Annotated in this window: 16 protein-coding genes and 1 pseudogene; 4 read left to right on the top strand and 13 right to left on the bottom strand. The window is 68.6% G+C overall.

Features of this window, described 5'->3' with window-relative positions; genetic code table 11:
* Entirely contained in the window at positions 1–1,311 is a 1,311-nt protein-coding gene (locus tag P0M04_RS24970; protein WP_371877388.1) for an amidohydrolase, read from the top strand.
* On the opposite strand, the gene P0M04_RS24965 is transcribed toward P0M04_RS24970, so the two are convergent.
* From P0M04_RS24965 to P0M04_RS24945, 5 genes are read right to left on the bottom strand one after another with little or no spacing between them, the layout of a single operon-like run.
* Positions 1,308–1,610 (bottom strand): DUF5710 domain-containing protein, encoded by a 303-nt coding sequence (locus P0M04_RS24965; protein ID WP_259452222.1) that lies wholly within the window; start codon positions 1,608–1,610, stop codon positions 1,308–1,310. The two genes, P0M04_RS24970 and P0M04_RS24965, sit on opposite strands and share 4 nt — an antisense overlap.
* A gap of 42 nt (positions 1,611–1,652) precedes the next feature.
* Positions 1,653–2,531 carry an ABC transporter permease gene (locus tag P0M04_RS24960; protein ID WP_259452221.1) on the bottom strand — a complete coding sequence of 293 codons (879 nt, stop codon included), beginning with the start codon at positions 2,529–2,531 and terminating at the stop codon, positions 1,653–1,655.
* Entirely contained in the window at positions 2,528–3,349 is an 822-nt protein-coding gene (locus tag P0M04_RS24955; RefSeq protein WP_259452220.1) for an ABC transporter ATP-binding protein, read from the bottom strand. The genes P0M04_RS24960 and P0M04_RS24955 overlap by 4 nt, the downstream gene beginning before the upstream one ends.
* A gap of 10 nt (positions 3,350–3,359) precedes the next feature.
* Positions 3,360–4,367 (bottom strand): ABC transporter substrate-binding protein, encoded by a 1,008-nt coding sequence (locus P0M04_RS24950; protein ID WP_259452219.1) that lies wholly within the window; start codon positions 4,365–4,367, stop codon positions 3,360–3,362.
* A gap of 21 nt (positions 4,368–4,388) precedes the next feature.
* Complete coding sequence (locus tag P0M04_RS24945; RefSeq protein ID WP_259452218.1) at positions 4,389–5,270, bottom strand: TauD/TfdA dioxygenase family protein; 882 nt, start codon at positions 5,268–5,270, stop codon at positions 4,389–4,391.
* A 123-nt stretch (positions 5,271–5,393) separates the two neighbouring features.
* Here P0M04_RS24945 and P0M04_RS24940 point away from each other — a divergent pair, with 123 nt between their 5' ends.
* Complete coding sequence (locus P0M04_RS24940; RefSeq protein WP_259452217.1) at positions 5,394–5,891, top strand: GNAT family N-acetyltransferase; 498 nt, start codon at positions 5,394–5,396, stop codon at positions 5,889–5,891.
* Positions 5,892–5,907: 16 nt separating this feature from the next.
* Here the strand turns inward: P0M04_RS24940 and P0M04_RS24935 are convergent, their stop codons facing one another.
* The 7 genes and pseudogenes from P0M04_RS24935 to P0M04_RS32935 all read right to left on the bottom strand — a co-directional run.
* The gene (locus P0M04_RS24935) at positions 5,908–6,276 is read right to left on the bottom strand and encodes a DUF1622 domain-containing protein (RefSeq protein ID WP_259452216.1); all 369 of its coding nucleotides are present in this window, start codon (positions 6,274–6,276) and stop codon (positions 5,908–5,910) included.
* Positions 6,277–6,283: 7 nt separating this feature from the next.
* Positions 6,284–6,649, bottom strand: coding sequence for a c-type cytochrome (locus P0M04_RS24930; protein WP_259452215.1), 366 nt, complete (start codon positions 6,647–6,649; stop codon positions 6,284–6,286).
* Positions 6,646–7,548 carry a cytochrome c oxidase assembly protein gene (locus P0M04_RS24925; RefSeq protein ID WP_259452214.1) on the bottom strand — a complete coding sequence of 301 codons (903 nt, stop codon included), beginning with the start codon at positions 7,546–7,548 and terminating at the stop codon, positions 6,646–6,648. Before P0M04_RS24925 ends, P0M04_RS24930 begins: the two co-directional genes overlap by 4 nt.
* Entirely contained in the window at positions 7,536–7,871 is a 336-nt protein-coding gene (locus tag P0M04_RS24920; protein ID WP_259452213.1) for a hypothetical protein, read from the bottom strand. Before P0M04_RS24920 ends, P0M04_RS24925 begins: the two co-directional genes overlap by 13 nt.
* A gap of 10 nt (positions 7,872–7,881) precedes the next feature.
* Entirely contained in the window at positions 7,882–8,523 is a 642-nt protein-coding gene (locus P0M04_RS24915) for a cytochrome c oxidase subunit 3 (protein WP_259452212.1), read from the bottom strand.
* Positions 8,520–10,442, bottom strand: coding sequence for a cytochrome c oxidase subunit I (gene ctaD / locus P0M04_RS24910; RefSeq protein ID WP_259452211.1), 1,923 nt, complete (start codon positions 10,440–10,442; stop codon positions 8,520–8,522). The genes P0M04_RS24915 and ctaD overlap by 4 nt, the downstream gene beginning before the upstream one ends.
* 112 nt (positions 10,443–10,554) lie before the next feature.
* Positions 10,555–11,100, bottom strand: a pseudogene (locus P0M04_RS32935) (c-type cytochrome); the annotation flags it as partial.
* On the opposite strand from P0M04_RS32935, the gene P0M04_RS24900 reads away from it, so the two are divergent.
* Positions 11,081–11,422, top strand: a complete 342-nt coding sequence (locus P0M04_RS24900; protein ID WP_281042097.1) for a hypothetical protein — start codon at positions 11,081–11,083, stop codon at positions 11,420–11,422. The pseudogene P0M04_RS32935 and the gene P0M04_RS24900 overlap by 20 nt on opposite strands.
* Before the next feature lie 122 nt (positions 11,423–11,544).
* On the opposite strand, the gene P0M04_RS24895 is transcribed toward P0M04_RS24900, so the two are convergent.
* Positions 11,545–12,456 (bottom strand): polysaccharide deacetylase family protein, encoded by a 912-nt coding sequence (locus P0M04_RS24895; protein WP_259452209.1) that lies wholly within the window; start codon positions 12,454–12,456, stop codon positions 11,545–11,547.
* 121 nt (positions 12,457–12,577) lie between these two features.
* Here P0M04_RS24895 and P0M04_RS24890 point away from each other — a divergent pair, with 121 nt between their 5' ends.
* Positions 12,578–13,486 (top strand): alpha/beta hydrolase family protein, encoded by a 909-nt coding sequence (locus tag P0M04_RS24890; protein ID WP_259452208.1) that lies wholly within the window; start codon positions 12,578–12,580, stop codon positions 13,484–13,486.
* Positions 13,487–13,539: the final 53 nt, after the last annotated feature.

Below are 13,539 nucleotides of genomic sequence, written 5' to 3'. Positions count from 1 at the left end.
ATGAAGAGGCCCGCATTGAAACGAACCGCCGTCTCCCTGTTGCTGCTCGCGCTGGCCGTCCCGGCCTCCGCCGCACCCTTGAACACCGAAGTCGCCGGCAAGGTCGACGGCATGTACCCGTGGCTGGACGGCGTCTACAAGGACTTGCACGCGCACCCGGAGATCGCGTTCCAGGAAGTGCGCACGGCGGGCAAGCTGGCGGGCGAGATGCGCAAGCTGGGCTTCGAGGTGACGGAAAAGGTCGGCCGCACGGGTCTCGTGGCGATCCTGCGCAACGGCGCGGGCCCCACGGTGCTCGTCCGCACGGAGCTGGACGGCTTGCCGATGGAAGAAAAAACGGGCCTGCCGTACGCCAGCCGCAACCGCACGCAGGACGGCGCGACGTTCACGACGCACAGCTGCGGCCACGACGTCCACATGGCCGCGTGGCTCGGCGCCGCGCGCACCCTCGTCGAGCTGAAGGCGCAGTGGAAAGGCACGCTGATGTTCATCGCCCAGCCGGCCGAGGAAACCGTATCCGGCGCGCGCGCGATGCTGGACGACGGCCTGTTCAAGCGTTTCCCGAAACCGGATGTCGCGTTCGCCCTGCATTCCTGGCCGCTCGCATACGGCACGGTGGGCTTCGAGGCCGGGCCGGTATCGTCCAACTCGGACGCGCTGGAAATCCGGTTCAACGGCCGCGGCGGCCACGGTTCGGCGCCGGACAAGGCCATCGACCCGATCGCCATCGCCGCGCGCTTCATCGTCGACGTGCAGACGGTCGTCAGCCGCGAGAAGGATCCGAAGGAATTCGGCGTCGTGACGATCGGCGCGATCCAGGGCGGCACCGTCGGGAACATCATCCCGGACACGGTGCAGGTGCGGGGCACGATCCGCTCGTACAGCCCGGAGGTGCGGACGAAACTGCTGGACGGCGTGCGCCGCGTGGCCAACGCGTCGGCCGCGATGGCAGACGCGCCGGCGCCCGACGTGCGCCTGATTCCGGGCGGCGCCGCCATCGTCAACGACGCCGCGCTCGTACGCCGCACGGAAGCCATCTTCCAGGACGCGTTCGGCGCGAAGAACGCGGTGCGCATGCCCGCGATGACGGCCAGCGAGGATTTTTCGGTCTACGCCAACGAGGGGATCCCGTCGATGTTCTTCTTCACGGGCGTGTACGCGCCGGAAGTCGTGGCCGAGGCACAGCGCGCGGGCGGCAAGCCGCTCGCGTTCAACCATTCGCCGTACTATGCGCCCGTGCCGGAACCGTCCATCAAGACGGCCGCCCGGGCCATGAGCCTGGCCGTGCTGGGCGTGCTCGCCCGGCTTTAACGCCTGGAGAGTGCCGCGCGCGCCTGTTCCCAAGGCGTGCCGGCGAGCGCCTTCGCGCACTCGGCGCAGGGCTCGAACGGATTGCAGGCGTGGTCCAGTTCGACGTAGTTGGCGCCGACCATCAGCTTGGCGGCGGCCGAATCGGTGCGTCCGGTGGACGCGCCCTCCTTCAGCCATTTCTGGAAAGGTTCGAGCGCGACGCCCGTGGGCACGTACCAGCGCTTGCGGCCGGGGTTCCAGCGGGCGCCGAGGGCGCGGGCCTCGTCTTTTTCTGCGTAGGGAACGTTCAGGAAAGTCATCCCGCGGATGCTAACCGATCCCGCGTCCGCGCGCAAACGTTGTCATCGTTGCATGCCCCAGCGCCGGATCGTCAGCCGTTCCACCGACTGGAACACGAGGTGCTCGAACAGCAGGCCGATCGCGATGACGGCGGCCAGTCCCGCGAAGACGCGGTCGGTGAACAGTTCGTTGCGGCTCTGGTAGATATACCACCCGAGACCGCCCTTGCCGGACGTCGTGCCGAACACCAGTTCTGCCGCGATCAGCGTGCGCCACGCGAACGCCCAGCCGATCTTGAGGCCCGACAGGATCGCGGGCAGCGCGGCCGGCACGAGGATCTGCGTGACGATGGCCAGCGGCCCGAGGCCGTAGTTGCGGCCGGCCATGCGCAGGGTCTCCGGAACGGCGCGAAAGCCCGCGTACGTCGCCAGCGCGAGGGGCCACAGCACGGAATGCATCAGCACGAAGACCAGGCTCCCCTGCCCCAGGCCGAACCACAGCAGCGCCAGCGGCAGCAGCGCGATGGCTGGCAACGGGTTCAGCATCGCCGTCAACGTCTCCAGCACGTCGCGCCCGATTCGGGTGGACATGGCCAGGGTCGTGAGCACGAACGCCCCCACCACGCCGGCCGCATACCCCTGCAGCAGCGTCCACAGCGACACGCCCACGTAGCGCGGCAGTTCGCCCGAGACGACGCCGTCGCCCAGCGCGCGCGCCGTTTGCACGAAGCCCGGCAGCAGCAGGTCGTTGCCGGCCCAGCGCGCAGCCAGCTCCCATACGATGGCCAGCACGGCCAGCAGCACGAGCTTGCGCGGCCAGCCCGAACGCCACAGCCGCAGCGCCAGCGGATACGGGCGCGGTGCCGCGTCGGCGGGCGCCGGCAGGAGCGGCAGCACGTATTCCGGCCGCACGGGCGGCTCGTTCCTCAGGACGGCGCTCACGATTGCACCGCCCGCGCCGGTTCGTCCGCCACGTCGCCACCGCCGAACAGCAGGTCGTGGATGCGGCCCGCGGTGGCCTGGAACTCGGCGCCGCCCGCGCTGTGCAGCCCGAACTGGTGGCTGTTGAGCTCCGCGCGCACGCGGCCCGGATGCGGCGACAGCAGCAGGATGCGGTTGCCGACGACGAGCGCTTCCTCGATCGAATGGGTCACGAACAGCATCGTGAAGCGGACTTCTTCCCACAGCGCCTGCAACTCCTCGTGCATGCGCCGGCGCGTGAGCGCGTCGAGCGCCGCGAACGGCTCGTCCATCAACAGGATCTCCGGCTGCATCGCCAGCGCCCGCGCGATGGCGACGCGCGCCTTCATCCCGCCCGACAGGGTATGCGGATAGGCGTCCAGGAAGCGCGACAGGCCGACCTTCCCGATCCAGTACAGCGCACGCGCCTCGGCCTCGCGCTTCGGCATCTTCCCGGCCAGCAGCGGGAACATGACGTTCTGGCGTACCGTCTTCCACGGCGCCAGCTGGTCGAATTCCTGGAACACGACGATGCGGTCGCGGCCCGGCCCCGTGATGTCGCGACCGTCCAGTTGCAGGCTGCCGGCGCGCGGCGCGATGAAGCCGCCGACGGCCTTCAGCAACGTCGACTTGCCGCAGCCGGAAGGCCCCAGCAGCACGAAGCGGTCGCCGCGCCACACGTCGAAGCTGACGTCGTGCGTGGCCTGGACCACGCCCTGCGCGGCCGGGTACTCGATGGTCACGCCCTGCGCCCGCAGCAGCGGTGCGTTGGGCACGACCTGGAACGGGAGCACGTTCATGACGGTGTCCTCAGCTGCCCGACGCCAGCGCCGGGTGGTCGAAAAAGTAGTCGCGCCACGTCGCCGGCTGCTTCTTGATGGCGCCCGCCTGGAACAGGAATTGCGCGAGGCCGTACGTGTTCGTCGGCGCGACCTTGTACTGGAACTGCGGGTTCTTCAGGATCTTGACGAGGAAGGCGCGGTCGATCTTCGCCTTCGTCACCCGCAGGTAGGCGTCGGCCGCCAGTTCCGGATTCTTCGTCGCGATGTCGGCCGCCTCGGCCAGCGCGTCGATGAAGGCGCGTGTCGTCTTCGGATTCTCCTTCACGTATTTCTCGGTGGCGTACAGCACGGTGCCGGAGCTCGGGCCGCCCAGCACGTCGTACGAATTCAGCACGATGTGCGCCTTCGGATTGCCAGCCAGTTCCTGTTCCTGGAACGGCGGCGTGGCGAAGTGGCCGTTGATCTCCGTGCGGCCCGCGACGACGGCGGCCGCGGCGTCCGGATGCGGGAGCGTCTGCGTGTAGCGGTCCAGGCGCGCATACTCGCCCGTGCCCCAGCGCTTCGCGGCGGCCATTTGCAGGAAGCGGGCCTGCACCGACACGGTGACGGCCGGCAGCGCGATGCGGTCCTTGTCGGAGAAGTCGGCGATCGTCTTGACGTCCGGGTTCGTCGACACGAGGTAGTACGGATAATTGCCGAGCGAAGCGACGCCTTTCACGTTCTGGCGGCCCGCCGTGCGGTCCCAGATCGTGAGCAGCGGGCCGACGCCGGCGCCGGCCACGTCGATGGAGCCGGACAGCAGCGCATCGTTGACGGCATTGCCGCCCGAGAGCTGGACCCACTCGACCGAAACGGGCACGCCCTGTTTCTGGCCATGTTTTTCGATGAGCTTCTGGTCTTGCGCGACGTTCAGCAGCAGATAGGTGATGCCGAACTGCTGGGCGACGCGCAGCTTGCCTTCCGCATGGGCGGGCGCGGCGGCGACGAGGGAAGCGAGGCCGAGGGCGGCGGCGAACTGGTAGAACGGTTTACGCATGGGGGTGGTCTTTATTCGGGTTCAGTACGGGGCGTCGCCCTCGATGGTGGTGCGGTACAGCTTGCGGCGCTGGTCGTCCGGACAGCCGGCCGCCAGGTGCATGACGGAACGGTTGTCCCAGAAGACCATGTCATGCGGCTGCCAGCGGTGCCGGTACACGTGCTCCGCGCGCGTGCTGTGGTCGAACAGTTCGGCGAGCAGCGCACGGCTTTCGTCGTCCGACATGCCGACGATCTTCGTCGTGAAATGCTCGCTGACGAACAGCGCGAGGCGGCCCGTTTCCGGGTGCGTGCGCACGACCGGCTGCACGACGGGTTTCACTTCGTCGATCTGGGCCTGCGTGAGGTTCGGGCGCCAGGGATTCTTTTTCTGCAGGTCGGCGTAGCGGGCCAGGTAGCTGTGCTCCGCTTTCGCGTGGCGCACGGCGCGCTGCAGATAGCCCGGCAGGCGCTCCCATGCCGTGTGCTGGTTGGCAAACAGCGTGTCGCCGCCGGTGGCCGGCAATTCCTGCGCGTGCAGCATCGAGCCGAGGCTGGGCTTGTCCTTGTACGACAGGTCGGAATGCCAGAAGTGGCCGGCATCGCCCAGGCCGATGGGCTGGCCGTTTTCGCGGATGTTGGAGACGACGAGCACCTCGGGCTGCGACGGCAGCTGGAACTGGCGCAGCACGTGGATCTGCAGCGGGCCCCAGCGGCGGCTGAACGCCGCCTGCTGCGCGGGCGTGATGTGCTGTTCGCGGAACACGAGCACGTGGTGCGCCAGGTGGGCACGATGCAGGCGATTGAAATCTTCAGCGTCGAGCGGGAGGGACAGGTCGAGGCCGACGACCTCGGCGCCGAGCGGTGCGTCGAACGGGGTGACGTCGAAGTGCTGGCGGGTTTGCAGTACGGCGGACATGGTCATGGACAGTTCTTGTTGTCGATGGCCCAAGCTTAGGGTTCCAGGGCGACTGTGACAACGAAGCTTTTCGCACTTGCTCATGCGATTTTCCATTATGATCGTCGTTCCCCATCACCGGACCCCGACATGCCCGCCATCCGCACCCTGCACCCCGACGACTGGCCCATCTACCGCGACCTGCGCCTGCGCGCGCTGGCCGATTCTCCCCAGGCATTCGGCAGCACCCATGCCGAGGAATCGCAACGCACGGACGACATCTGGGCCGCGCGCCTGGCCGCGCCCGCGCTCGGGTCGCACCTGCAGGGCTGGCCGTTCGCGATGGAGGTGGACGGCACGCCCGTCGGGCTGGCCTGGGTCAAGATGGAAGGCGCGCACGCCAGCGTGTACCAGGTATGGGTCGCGCCCGAGGCGCGCGGACGCGGCGTCGGTGCCGCGCTGCTGGACGCCGCGATCACGTGGGCGCGCGCACGCAAGGCGTCGGAAGTCCGGCTCGACGTGACGGCCGGCGACGGCGCGGCGGCGCGGCTTTACCGCCGCATGGGGTTCGTCGACGTGGGCGCGCCCGTGCCGATGCCGGGCCGGACGACGTTCGAACAGGCGATGGTGCTTACGCTCGGCGCGTAAGGACCTGGACCAGGCATCAGGCCGACGGCTTAGCAGGGGACGGCTCTGCGCCGGCTGCTTCCTCCTTCATTTCGCGGTTGAGGAAGTAGTTCAGCGCCGTCCGGATCACGGCGATGGCGGCCAGCTTGCCGATGCGGTCCCACGTCGGCGCCACGGACGTCGACAGGACGTCGGCCGCCAGCTGCAATTCCAGCGCGAGCGTGAGATAGCGCGCGAACGCGAGCCGGATCGGGATGAAGCTGCTGCCCCTGGCCAGCGCATAGCGCACGAGCCCCACGATGACGATCACGACACCGGCCGCGATCACGCACGCCCCCATTGCTTCCACCAGCAGGCGCAGCCACTCCACCCAGGCGCGCACCTGTTGTTCCGTCTGTTCGAACATTCGACTCCTATTGGCTATACAGATAAGCAGCCATGTCGCGCGCCTCCGCTGGCGTGACGCCCAGCTCCGGCATCGCGGTGTTCGGGACCACCTGGCGTGGATACTGGATCCACTTCATGAGGTTGTCCGCGGTGTGCGGCATGACGCCCGCAATATAACCGCGCGAGCGGATCTCGTCGAGGGGCGGACCGACCTGGCTGTCCGCGTGCGCGATGCCCTTGATCTGGTGGCAGCTCGCGCAGCCGTAGCGGGCGAGCAGTTCGCGGCCGTGGCGCGGATCGCCGCCCGTGATCGGCTCCGTCTTCGGCGGGGCTTTCGAGCAGCCTGCCAGCAAGACTGCGTACAGCAGGATCGCAAGCGAACGATGGCTCATGGCCGGGCCTCCAGCGTGCGCGGCGCCGGTCCGGCCCGCAGCCAGCGGGCGCACAGGACGAGGCCCGCAATCAGATACGCGAGTCCACCAGGGATCCACATGATGAGGCCACCCAGTTGCTGGTCTTCCAGCGGGCTCAATCCGAACAGCTGCGCGCGGTTACCGTACAACGGATACCAGATCGTCTCCGACATGGTGAACAGCGCGCCGAGCGCGCCCGTGTGCATCATCGTCGTGAACAGGTAGACGATGGCGCCGCCGCGGCCGTGCGCTCCGCCCTCGCGCCCCAGCACGGCCCACCAGAACAGCAGCGCGGTGGCGAGGAAGCTCGTGTGCTGCAGTGCATGCATGCCGTTGCTTGCCAGCGCCAGCTGGAAACAGGCCGGCACGTGCCACATCCACAGCGCGGCGAAGTGCAGCAGCCATGCATTCACGGGCGCGGTCAGCGCGCCCCATGCGGCGCGCACGGCGGGCCTGCGCGTGGCAGCCGCAATGCGTAAGCGCGCCTGGGGCCCGAACGCCCACAGCCACAGCGCGAGCGGACGGCCCAGCACGAGCAGCGGCCCGGCCACGATCATCAGGATTTCGTGCTGCACCATATGGGCGGAAAACGCATAGCTGCCGGCACCGTCCAGCGGCGATGCGAGCGCCAGCACGAGCATCGCCCAGCCCGCGCCGAACCACGCGGCCTGCCGCGCCAACTGCCGGCGCGCCCCGTGCGCGCGGGGCCACAGCCGTCCCAGGCCCGCCGCATACAACAGCAGCGACAGCGCCAGCAGCGTCACGACCCACCATTCCGCGCCCCAGCCGAGCGACGGGCCGGCGGCCAGTTCGGCCTGGACGTCGTGGGCCCGCGCCACGAGTGGTGCCAACGTCAGCAAAGCGATCAGGCGGCGCATGGCGACAACACCCATTGCGGAAACCATTGCGCCAGGACGGCGAGGCAGGACAGCGCGCCCACGAGCGCGGCGACGAGCGCGATGAACGGCGGGCGGTCCGGCACGTGGTCGCGCGCGGCTTCCCGTCCCAGGCTGCGGCCATCCTTCCAGTTGCGCCACGCGGCCCAGCTCATCCACGTGCACGCGGCCAGCGTGACGGCCGTGATGACGTTCGGCGCCACCATCGACTGGCGCGTGCACGCGGGCGTCACGAGCGCATACGTGATAGCCAGATTGGTGAGCGCCAGGCTGGGCGCGAGCAGCAGTGCCGGCCAGTTTCCCATCGTCCCTCCCCTAAAAACGTGCGCCCCAGTAGATGACCGCATAGATCGGCAGCCAGCTGAGGACGACGAAATACCAGTAGCCCGCGTTCTCGCTCACGTCCACGAAGCGCTTGCCCTCGTGCGGCCCGGTGAACATCAGCACCGTCAGCACGAGCGAATCGTAGGCGTCGGTGATGAGGTGCGTCGTGTGCAGGCCGAGCAGCATCCACACGACGGAGCCGTAGGCATCCGTGTCCCAACTGGTGTTCAGCGCGCCGAACTCCAGCACCCGCACCGCGAGGAAGGCGATCGACACCACCATGCACACGCTCATCCACAACCGCACGCCGGCCATGTCGAGGCGCTCGGCCGCCTGCTTGGCCTTCTGGTTCGGCCACATGCTCAGCAACAGGATCGCCGTGTTGACGGTCCCCCACAGGAGGTCGGGCGGGAAGCCGCTGAGCGGCCATGATGCCGCATGGCTGCGGAGGTAGAAGTAGGCCATGATCGTCAGCGCGAACACGGTGCTCTCGACGGCGACGAGGCCCATCGTGCCCCACCACATCGGGCTGCGCGTGCCGAACGCGAATGTGGGCAGGCCCGTCACGTCGAGCGCGGCGCCGCGCTGCACCGCTTCCTTGCCCGACTTGCGGTTCTCGCTGGTGGCGCTCATGGCCGCGACTCCGAATGCACGCGCTGCTCCACGATGGACCGCTTGGGCCAGAACCACAAGGTCGCGCCGATCGCCACCGGCGCGGCGGCCCAGACGACGGCCCATGGCGTATAGATGGAGCCGACGAACAGGATCGTCGTCGCCACCGCCGAGAGGAACGGCCAGATCGACGACGACGGCATCCACAGGCGGTGGTCCGGCTCCGCGTCCGTGACGGTCGTCACGAGCACTTCGCGCCAGTCGTTCGACATGCCGACGACGTGCGTCGGTTCTGGCTGCGGCTGCCACAGCGGGTAGCGGCCGTGCACGACCGGGATCACCTCGAAATTCCCCATCGGCGGCGGCGACGCGACGCCCCATTCCAGGGTGCCCGCACCCCACGGGTCGGGGCCGGCCGTCGGGCCATTGCGCAGCGTGCGCACGACGTTCAGGACGAACAGCAGAACGCTCACACCGATCATCGCCGCGCCGATGCTGGACAGGAGGTTCATGTGGCCCCACTCCATCTCGGCCGGATACGTGTACACGCGGCGCGGCATGCCCCACAGGCCGAGGAGGTGCATCGGGAAGAATGCGACGTTGAAGCCGATGAAGAACAGCCAGAAATTCCAGCGCCCCAGGCGCTCGCTCAACAGCCGTCCCGTGAACTTGGGGAACCAGAAGTAGAACGCGCCGAACAGCGGAAACACGGCGCCGCCCATCAGCACGTAGTGCAGGTGCGCGACGACGAAGAAGCTGTCGTGCAGCTGCGTGTCGAGCGGCACGGACGCCAGCATCAGTCCCGTCAGCCCGCCCATGACGAGGATGAAGAAGAACGCGAGCACGAACAGCAGCGGCGTCCTGACGTAGATCCGGCCGCTGCCCAGCGTGGCGATCCAGCAGAAGATCTGCACCGCCGTCGGTACGGCGATGATCAGGCTCGCCGCCGTGAAGAACGTCTTGCCCAGTTCCGGCAGGTTGGTCGCGAACATGTGGTGCACCCACAGGCCGAACGCGAGGAACGCGGTTGTCACGAGGGCCAGCACCATGGCGGGATAGCCGACGACGGGCCGGCGCGAGAAGGTCGCGACGATCGCGGAGATGAAGCCCAGCGGCGGAATGAAGATCAGGTACACCTCGGGGTGGCCGAAGAACCAGAACAGGTGCTGCCACAGCAGTGCGTCGCCGCCCTTTTCCGGATTGTAGAACTGGGTGTCGACGAGGCGGTCGGTGATCAGCGCGGTGCTGGCCAGCATCACGGCCGGCAGCGCGAACAGCACCATGAACGACGTCACGAGCATCGCCCACACGAACAGCGGCATGCGGTTCAGGCTCATGCCGGGCGCGCGCAGCTTGAGGATGGTCGCGATGATGACGATCGCCTCCATCAGCCCCGAAAGCTCCGTGTACGTGATCATCTGGGCCCAGAAGTCCACGCCCTTGCCCGGCGAGTAGCGCAGGCTGGACAGCGGCACGTACGCGAACCAGCCGGCGTCCGGCCCGGCGCCCGCGAAGAAGGCGACGTACAGCATGATGCCGCCCATCGTGAAGATCCAGTAGGCGTAGGCGTTCAGCCGGGGGAACGCGAGGCTGCGCGCGCCGATCATCAGCGGCACGAGGTACGTGGCGACCGCCTGCATGATGGGCACGGCGAACAGGAACATCATCGTCGAGCCGTGCATCGTGAAGATCTGGTTGTATACCTTCGGCCCGATGATGCCGGCGTTCGGCTGCGCCAGCTGCAGGCGGATCAACAGCGCCAGCACGCCGCCCAGCAGGAAGAAGATCATGGTCGTGACCATGAAGCGCTTGCTGATCGTCTTGTGGTTGATGGCGGCGAACCACCCATAGAGGCCCGGCGGGTCGCTCCACGTGCGTTCCAGCGCCGTGGCGGCGGCCGGGTCGGCCTGCGGGACGAGGCGCGGATCGGATACGGTCATCGGAGGGTCTCCAGGTAAGCCAGCAGGGCTTGCAGGTCGTCGGGGGCAAGGCGTTTGCGGGCATGTTCACGCCGGGCTTGAGGGCCTGGGGATCGCTGATCCAGCCCGCCAGGTGGCCGCGGTTGTTGGGGAACATGCCGGCGCCGATGGTCCGGCGCGACGCCAGGTGCGTCAGGTCGGGTGCGAAGCTTCCCTGCGCCGGCGTGCCCGCGATCGCATGGCAGCGCGCGCAGTTCGCGTTCAGGAACACGTCGCGGCCGCGGCGCGCGGGGGCGTCCGCCGGCTCGGGGGCCGGCCGGCGCTGGTTCGCGGCCCAGGTCTCGTACTGGTCGGACGGCACCGCGTGCACGAACAGCGCCATCAGTGCGTGTTCGAGGCCGCAGAATTCGGCGCACTGCCCGCGGTAGGTGCCGGCGCGGTCGGCGCGCAGCTGCAGGGTGGCGGTGCGGCCGGGGATCATGTCCTTCTTCCCCGCGAGGTTCGGGATCCACAGCGTGTGGATCACGTCGTCGGCGCGCAACGTGACGATGACGGGCCGGCCGACGGGAATCGTCAGCTCGTTCGCCGTCGTGAATTCACGGGCCCCGTCCGCATCGCGGTAGCGCGCTTCCCACCACCACTGGTGGCCGACCAGCTCGATGTCGACGGCATCGCGCAAGGGCAGCCGCGCCAGCGCGCGGCTCGTGAACGCATCGGCGGCCAGCAGCGCGAGCAGGCCCGCGATGCACGCGCCGGTGGCCCAGCCGATGCGGTGCCAGATGCGCCGCTCGGGCCCCTCCAGGGACGATGTGTCGGGCCGCGTGGCGGCGTCCGCGCGGGGCGCGCACCAGACGGCGATGATCGTCGCGACGACGATGGCCACGAACACGAAGGTGCAGAGCGCCAGCGTACCGTTCCACAGGTCGCCGATATGCGCCGCCTGGGCGCCGGCGGCACGCAGCGCATCCTGCATGCCGCGTGCCTGCGCAGCCGGCTGGTAATCCATGTGCCTCCCGAAAAAAAGGACTGATCTGCATGCCAAAATGTCTATATTGCAGATATACCTTTTTTTCGGCCGTTCCCGCGCACGAATGGCGGCTAAGTCACCGCGGCCGCGGGGAAATCAGCGGCACAGCGCGTCCAGATTCCCCACCGGTTCCACGGCCGGCAGCCCGGCCAGGTCGATGCCTGCGTCCTGCGCGCGGCGCTCGATCATCTCGCCGTGGCCCGCGCGCGGACCCGGCATGCGGTACGCCGCATCGGACTGGACCTGGTCCAGCGTCACGTAGTGCGCGCCGGCCGCATCCAGCCGCTTCATCACTTCCGGCAAGGTGACCGCGCTCCAGGCCCCCATGTGCGTGAGCAGCACCTGCGGGATCATGCGGCCGTACACGCGCTGCGACATGGCCTTGAAGCGCGCCAGCTGCTGGTCGACACGCCGGAAGTAGCTCGTCTTCATGCCGTCGATCGCGGCCTGGTCGCCCTTGGCGACGCAGCGCGCATAGGTGTCCGTATAAGCCCAGTCGTCGAAGCCCAGGGTCGCCTCCGCGACGCGGTAGCCGCGCGCCTTCAGCCACGCCAGCGCATCGTCGTGGCGCGCGCCCGTGCCGCCCGCGTCGAGGAACGGGAAGCGCATGACGTGCCAATCCTTGCCGGCCATGTATTTTTGCAGCACGGGTTCGTTCGCACTCACGTCGGCTTCCCAGGCCTCCAGCGACTTCGCCCCCGACAGGCCCATGTGGGTATAGCCGTGGTTGCCGAGCGGGTATCCGGCCTTGCGCCACACGTCCAGTGCGGGGTCGCTGCCCGGATCGTTGACGAGGGCGGCGGCATTCACGAAGCCCCACGCTTCGGGTACGCCGTGCGCCTTGAACGTCTCGATGTGCGAGCGGGCGATGTCGGCGCGGCTGACGTCGGCCGGCCTGGCACCGTGGGACGGCAGGTCGTCGACCGTGACCGCGACGTCGAAGCGGTCGGCCGCACCTGCACCGCCGGCGGCGAGCGCCAGGGCGCACAGGAGGATGGATGGTTTCAAGGCTGTCTCCGTAATTAGTTTGATGAATGCATTATTGATCGGATAGGCGGAAGCCGGCAACGGCCCGGGGAACGATTTATGATCGCATGGTTCGACCTCCGTTCAACGAAAGGAAATCCGCATGCAGAAACGTCTCGCCGCCGCCCTCGTCGCCGCCATGCTTGCCGCACCCGTCTTTGCCGCGCCGCGCGCCGTCATCGCCGATCCGCCGCGCGACGCCGCGCACCCCGCGCGCAACCGCCAGGCGTTGATCCTGTCCCACGGCGACGGCATGAACGCGCTGTTCATGCTGGCCGCGGGCGCCGGGCCGAAGCCGACGATGCTGCTGCTGCACGGCCTGCCCGGCAACGAACAGAACCTCGACCTCGCCCAGGCCGTGCGCCGGGCGGGCTGGAACGTATTGACCCTGCACTACCGGGGCAGCTGGGGTTCGCCCGGACGCTTCACACTCGCGGGCGCGGGCGAGGACGTGGACGCCGCGATGGCGTTCCTGCGCCAGCCCGACACCATCGCGCAATACGGCATCGACCCGCACCGTATCGTCATCGCGGGCCACAGCCTGGGCGGCTTCCTCGCCGCGCGCTATGCCGTAACGCACAAGGACGACGCCGACGTCGCGGGCGTCGTACTGCTCGATCCGTGGAATATCGGCGCCAGCGGCAAGGACGTGGCCGCGCATCCCGAGACGCGCCAGGATGCCGTCGCGGACCTGGGCGACGACTTCGGCAACAGCCTCGCCGGCACGGATGCCGCCCGGCTGATGACGGAAGTGGAACGCCATGCCCGCGACTGGGACCTCGTAGACACGGCGCCCGCGCTGGCGAAAGTGCCCGTGCTGATCGTCGCGGCGCAACACGGCAACGCGGCCCAGGTGGCGCCGCTGGCGGCGGCGCTCAAGGTGCAGCGGGGCGCGCGGGTGCAGGCCGTCACGCTGCCCAGCGACCATGCGTTCGCGGACAGCCGCATCGGCCTCGCGGGCATCACGGTCGAGTGGCTCGCCGGGCGCCGGGCGCGGGCCGCGCTGAAATGAACGGCGCCTGTATTGACGGGCGTTCCGCGCGATTGGATGATTGACTTTACTTT

This window comes from Telluria mixta (assembly GCF_029223865.1).
GTDB lineage: Bacteria > Pseudomonadota > Gammaproteobacteria > Burkholderiales > Burkholderiaceae_D > Telluria > Telluria mixta.
Note: the sequence above shows the minus strand (reverse complement) of the source record. Positions and strands in the feature narration are given on the sequence as shown.

What these genes read in the sequence shown, in the direction of transcription:
- P0M04_RS24930 (WP_259452215.1), bottom strand. Translation starts at nt 6,649, where the DNA reads ATGAGCCATCGTTCGCTTGCGATCCTGCTGTACGCAGTCTTGCTGGCA.
- ctaD (WP_259452211.1), bottom strand. Translation starts at nt 10,442, where the DNA reads ATGACCGTATCCGATCCGCGCCTCGTCCCGCAGGCCGACCCGGCCGCC.
- P0M04_RS24915 (WP_259452212.1), bottom strand. Translation starts at nt 8,523, where the DNA reads ATGAGCGCCACCAGCGAGAACCGCAAGTCGGGCAAGGAAGCGGTGCAG.
- P0M04_RS24900 (WP_281042097.1), top strand. Translation starts at nt 11,081, where the DNA reads ATGTCGACGGCATCGCGCAAGGGCAGCCGCGCCAGCGCGCGGCTCGTG.
- P0M04_RS24940 (WP_259452217.1), top strand. Translation starts at nt 5,394, where the DNA reads ATGCCCGCCATCCGCACCCTGCACCCCGACGACTGGCCCATCTACCGC.
- P0M04_RS24890 (WP_259452208.1), top strand. Translation starts at nt 12,578, where the DNA reads ATGCAGAAACGTCTCGCCGCCGCCCTCGTCGCCGCCATGCTTGCCGCA.
- P0M04_RS24970 (WP_371877388.1), top strand. Translation starts at nt 1, where the DNA reads ATGAAGAGGCCCGCATTGAAACGAACCGCCGTCTCCCTGTTGCTGCTC.
- P0M04_RS24920 (WP_259452213.1), bottom strand. Translation starts at nt 7,871, where the DNA reads ATGGGAAACTGGCCGGCACTGCTGCTCGCGCCCAGCCTGGCGCTCACC.
- P0M04_RS24945 (WP_259452218.1), bottom strand. Translation starts at nt 5,270, where the DNA reads ATGACCATGTCCGCCGTACTGCAAACCCGCCAGCACTTCGACGTCACC.
- P0M04_RS24935 (WP_259452216.1), bottom strand. Translation starts at nt 6,276, where the DNA reads ATGTTCGAACAGACGGAACAACAGGTGCGCGCCTGGGTGGAGTGGCTG.
- P0M04_RS24965 (WP_259452222.1), bottom strand. Translation starts at nt 1,610, where the DNA reads ATGACTTTCCTGAACGTTCCCTACGCAGAAAAAGACGAGGCCCGCGCC.
- P0M04_RS24950 (WP_259452219.1), bottom strand. Translation starts at nt 4,367, where the DNA reads ATGCGTAAACCGTTCTACCAGTTCGCCGCCGCCCTCGGCCTCGCTTCC.
- P0M04_RS24955 (WP_259452220.1), bottom strand. Translation starts at nt 3,349, where the DNA reads ATGAACGTGCTCCCGTTCCAGGTCGTGCCCAACGCACCGCTGCTGCGG.
- P0M04_RS24925 (WP_259452214.1), bottom strand. Translation starts at nt 7,548, where the DNA reads ATGCGCCGCCTGATCGCTTTGCTGACGTTGGCACCACTCGTGGCGCGG.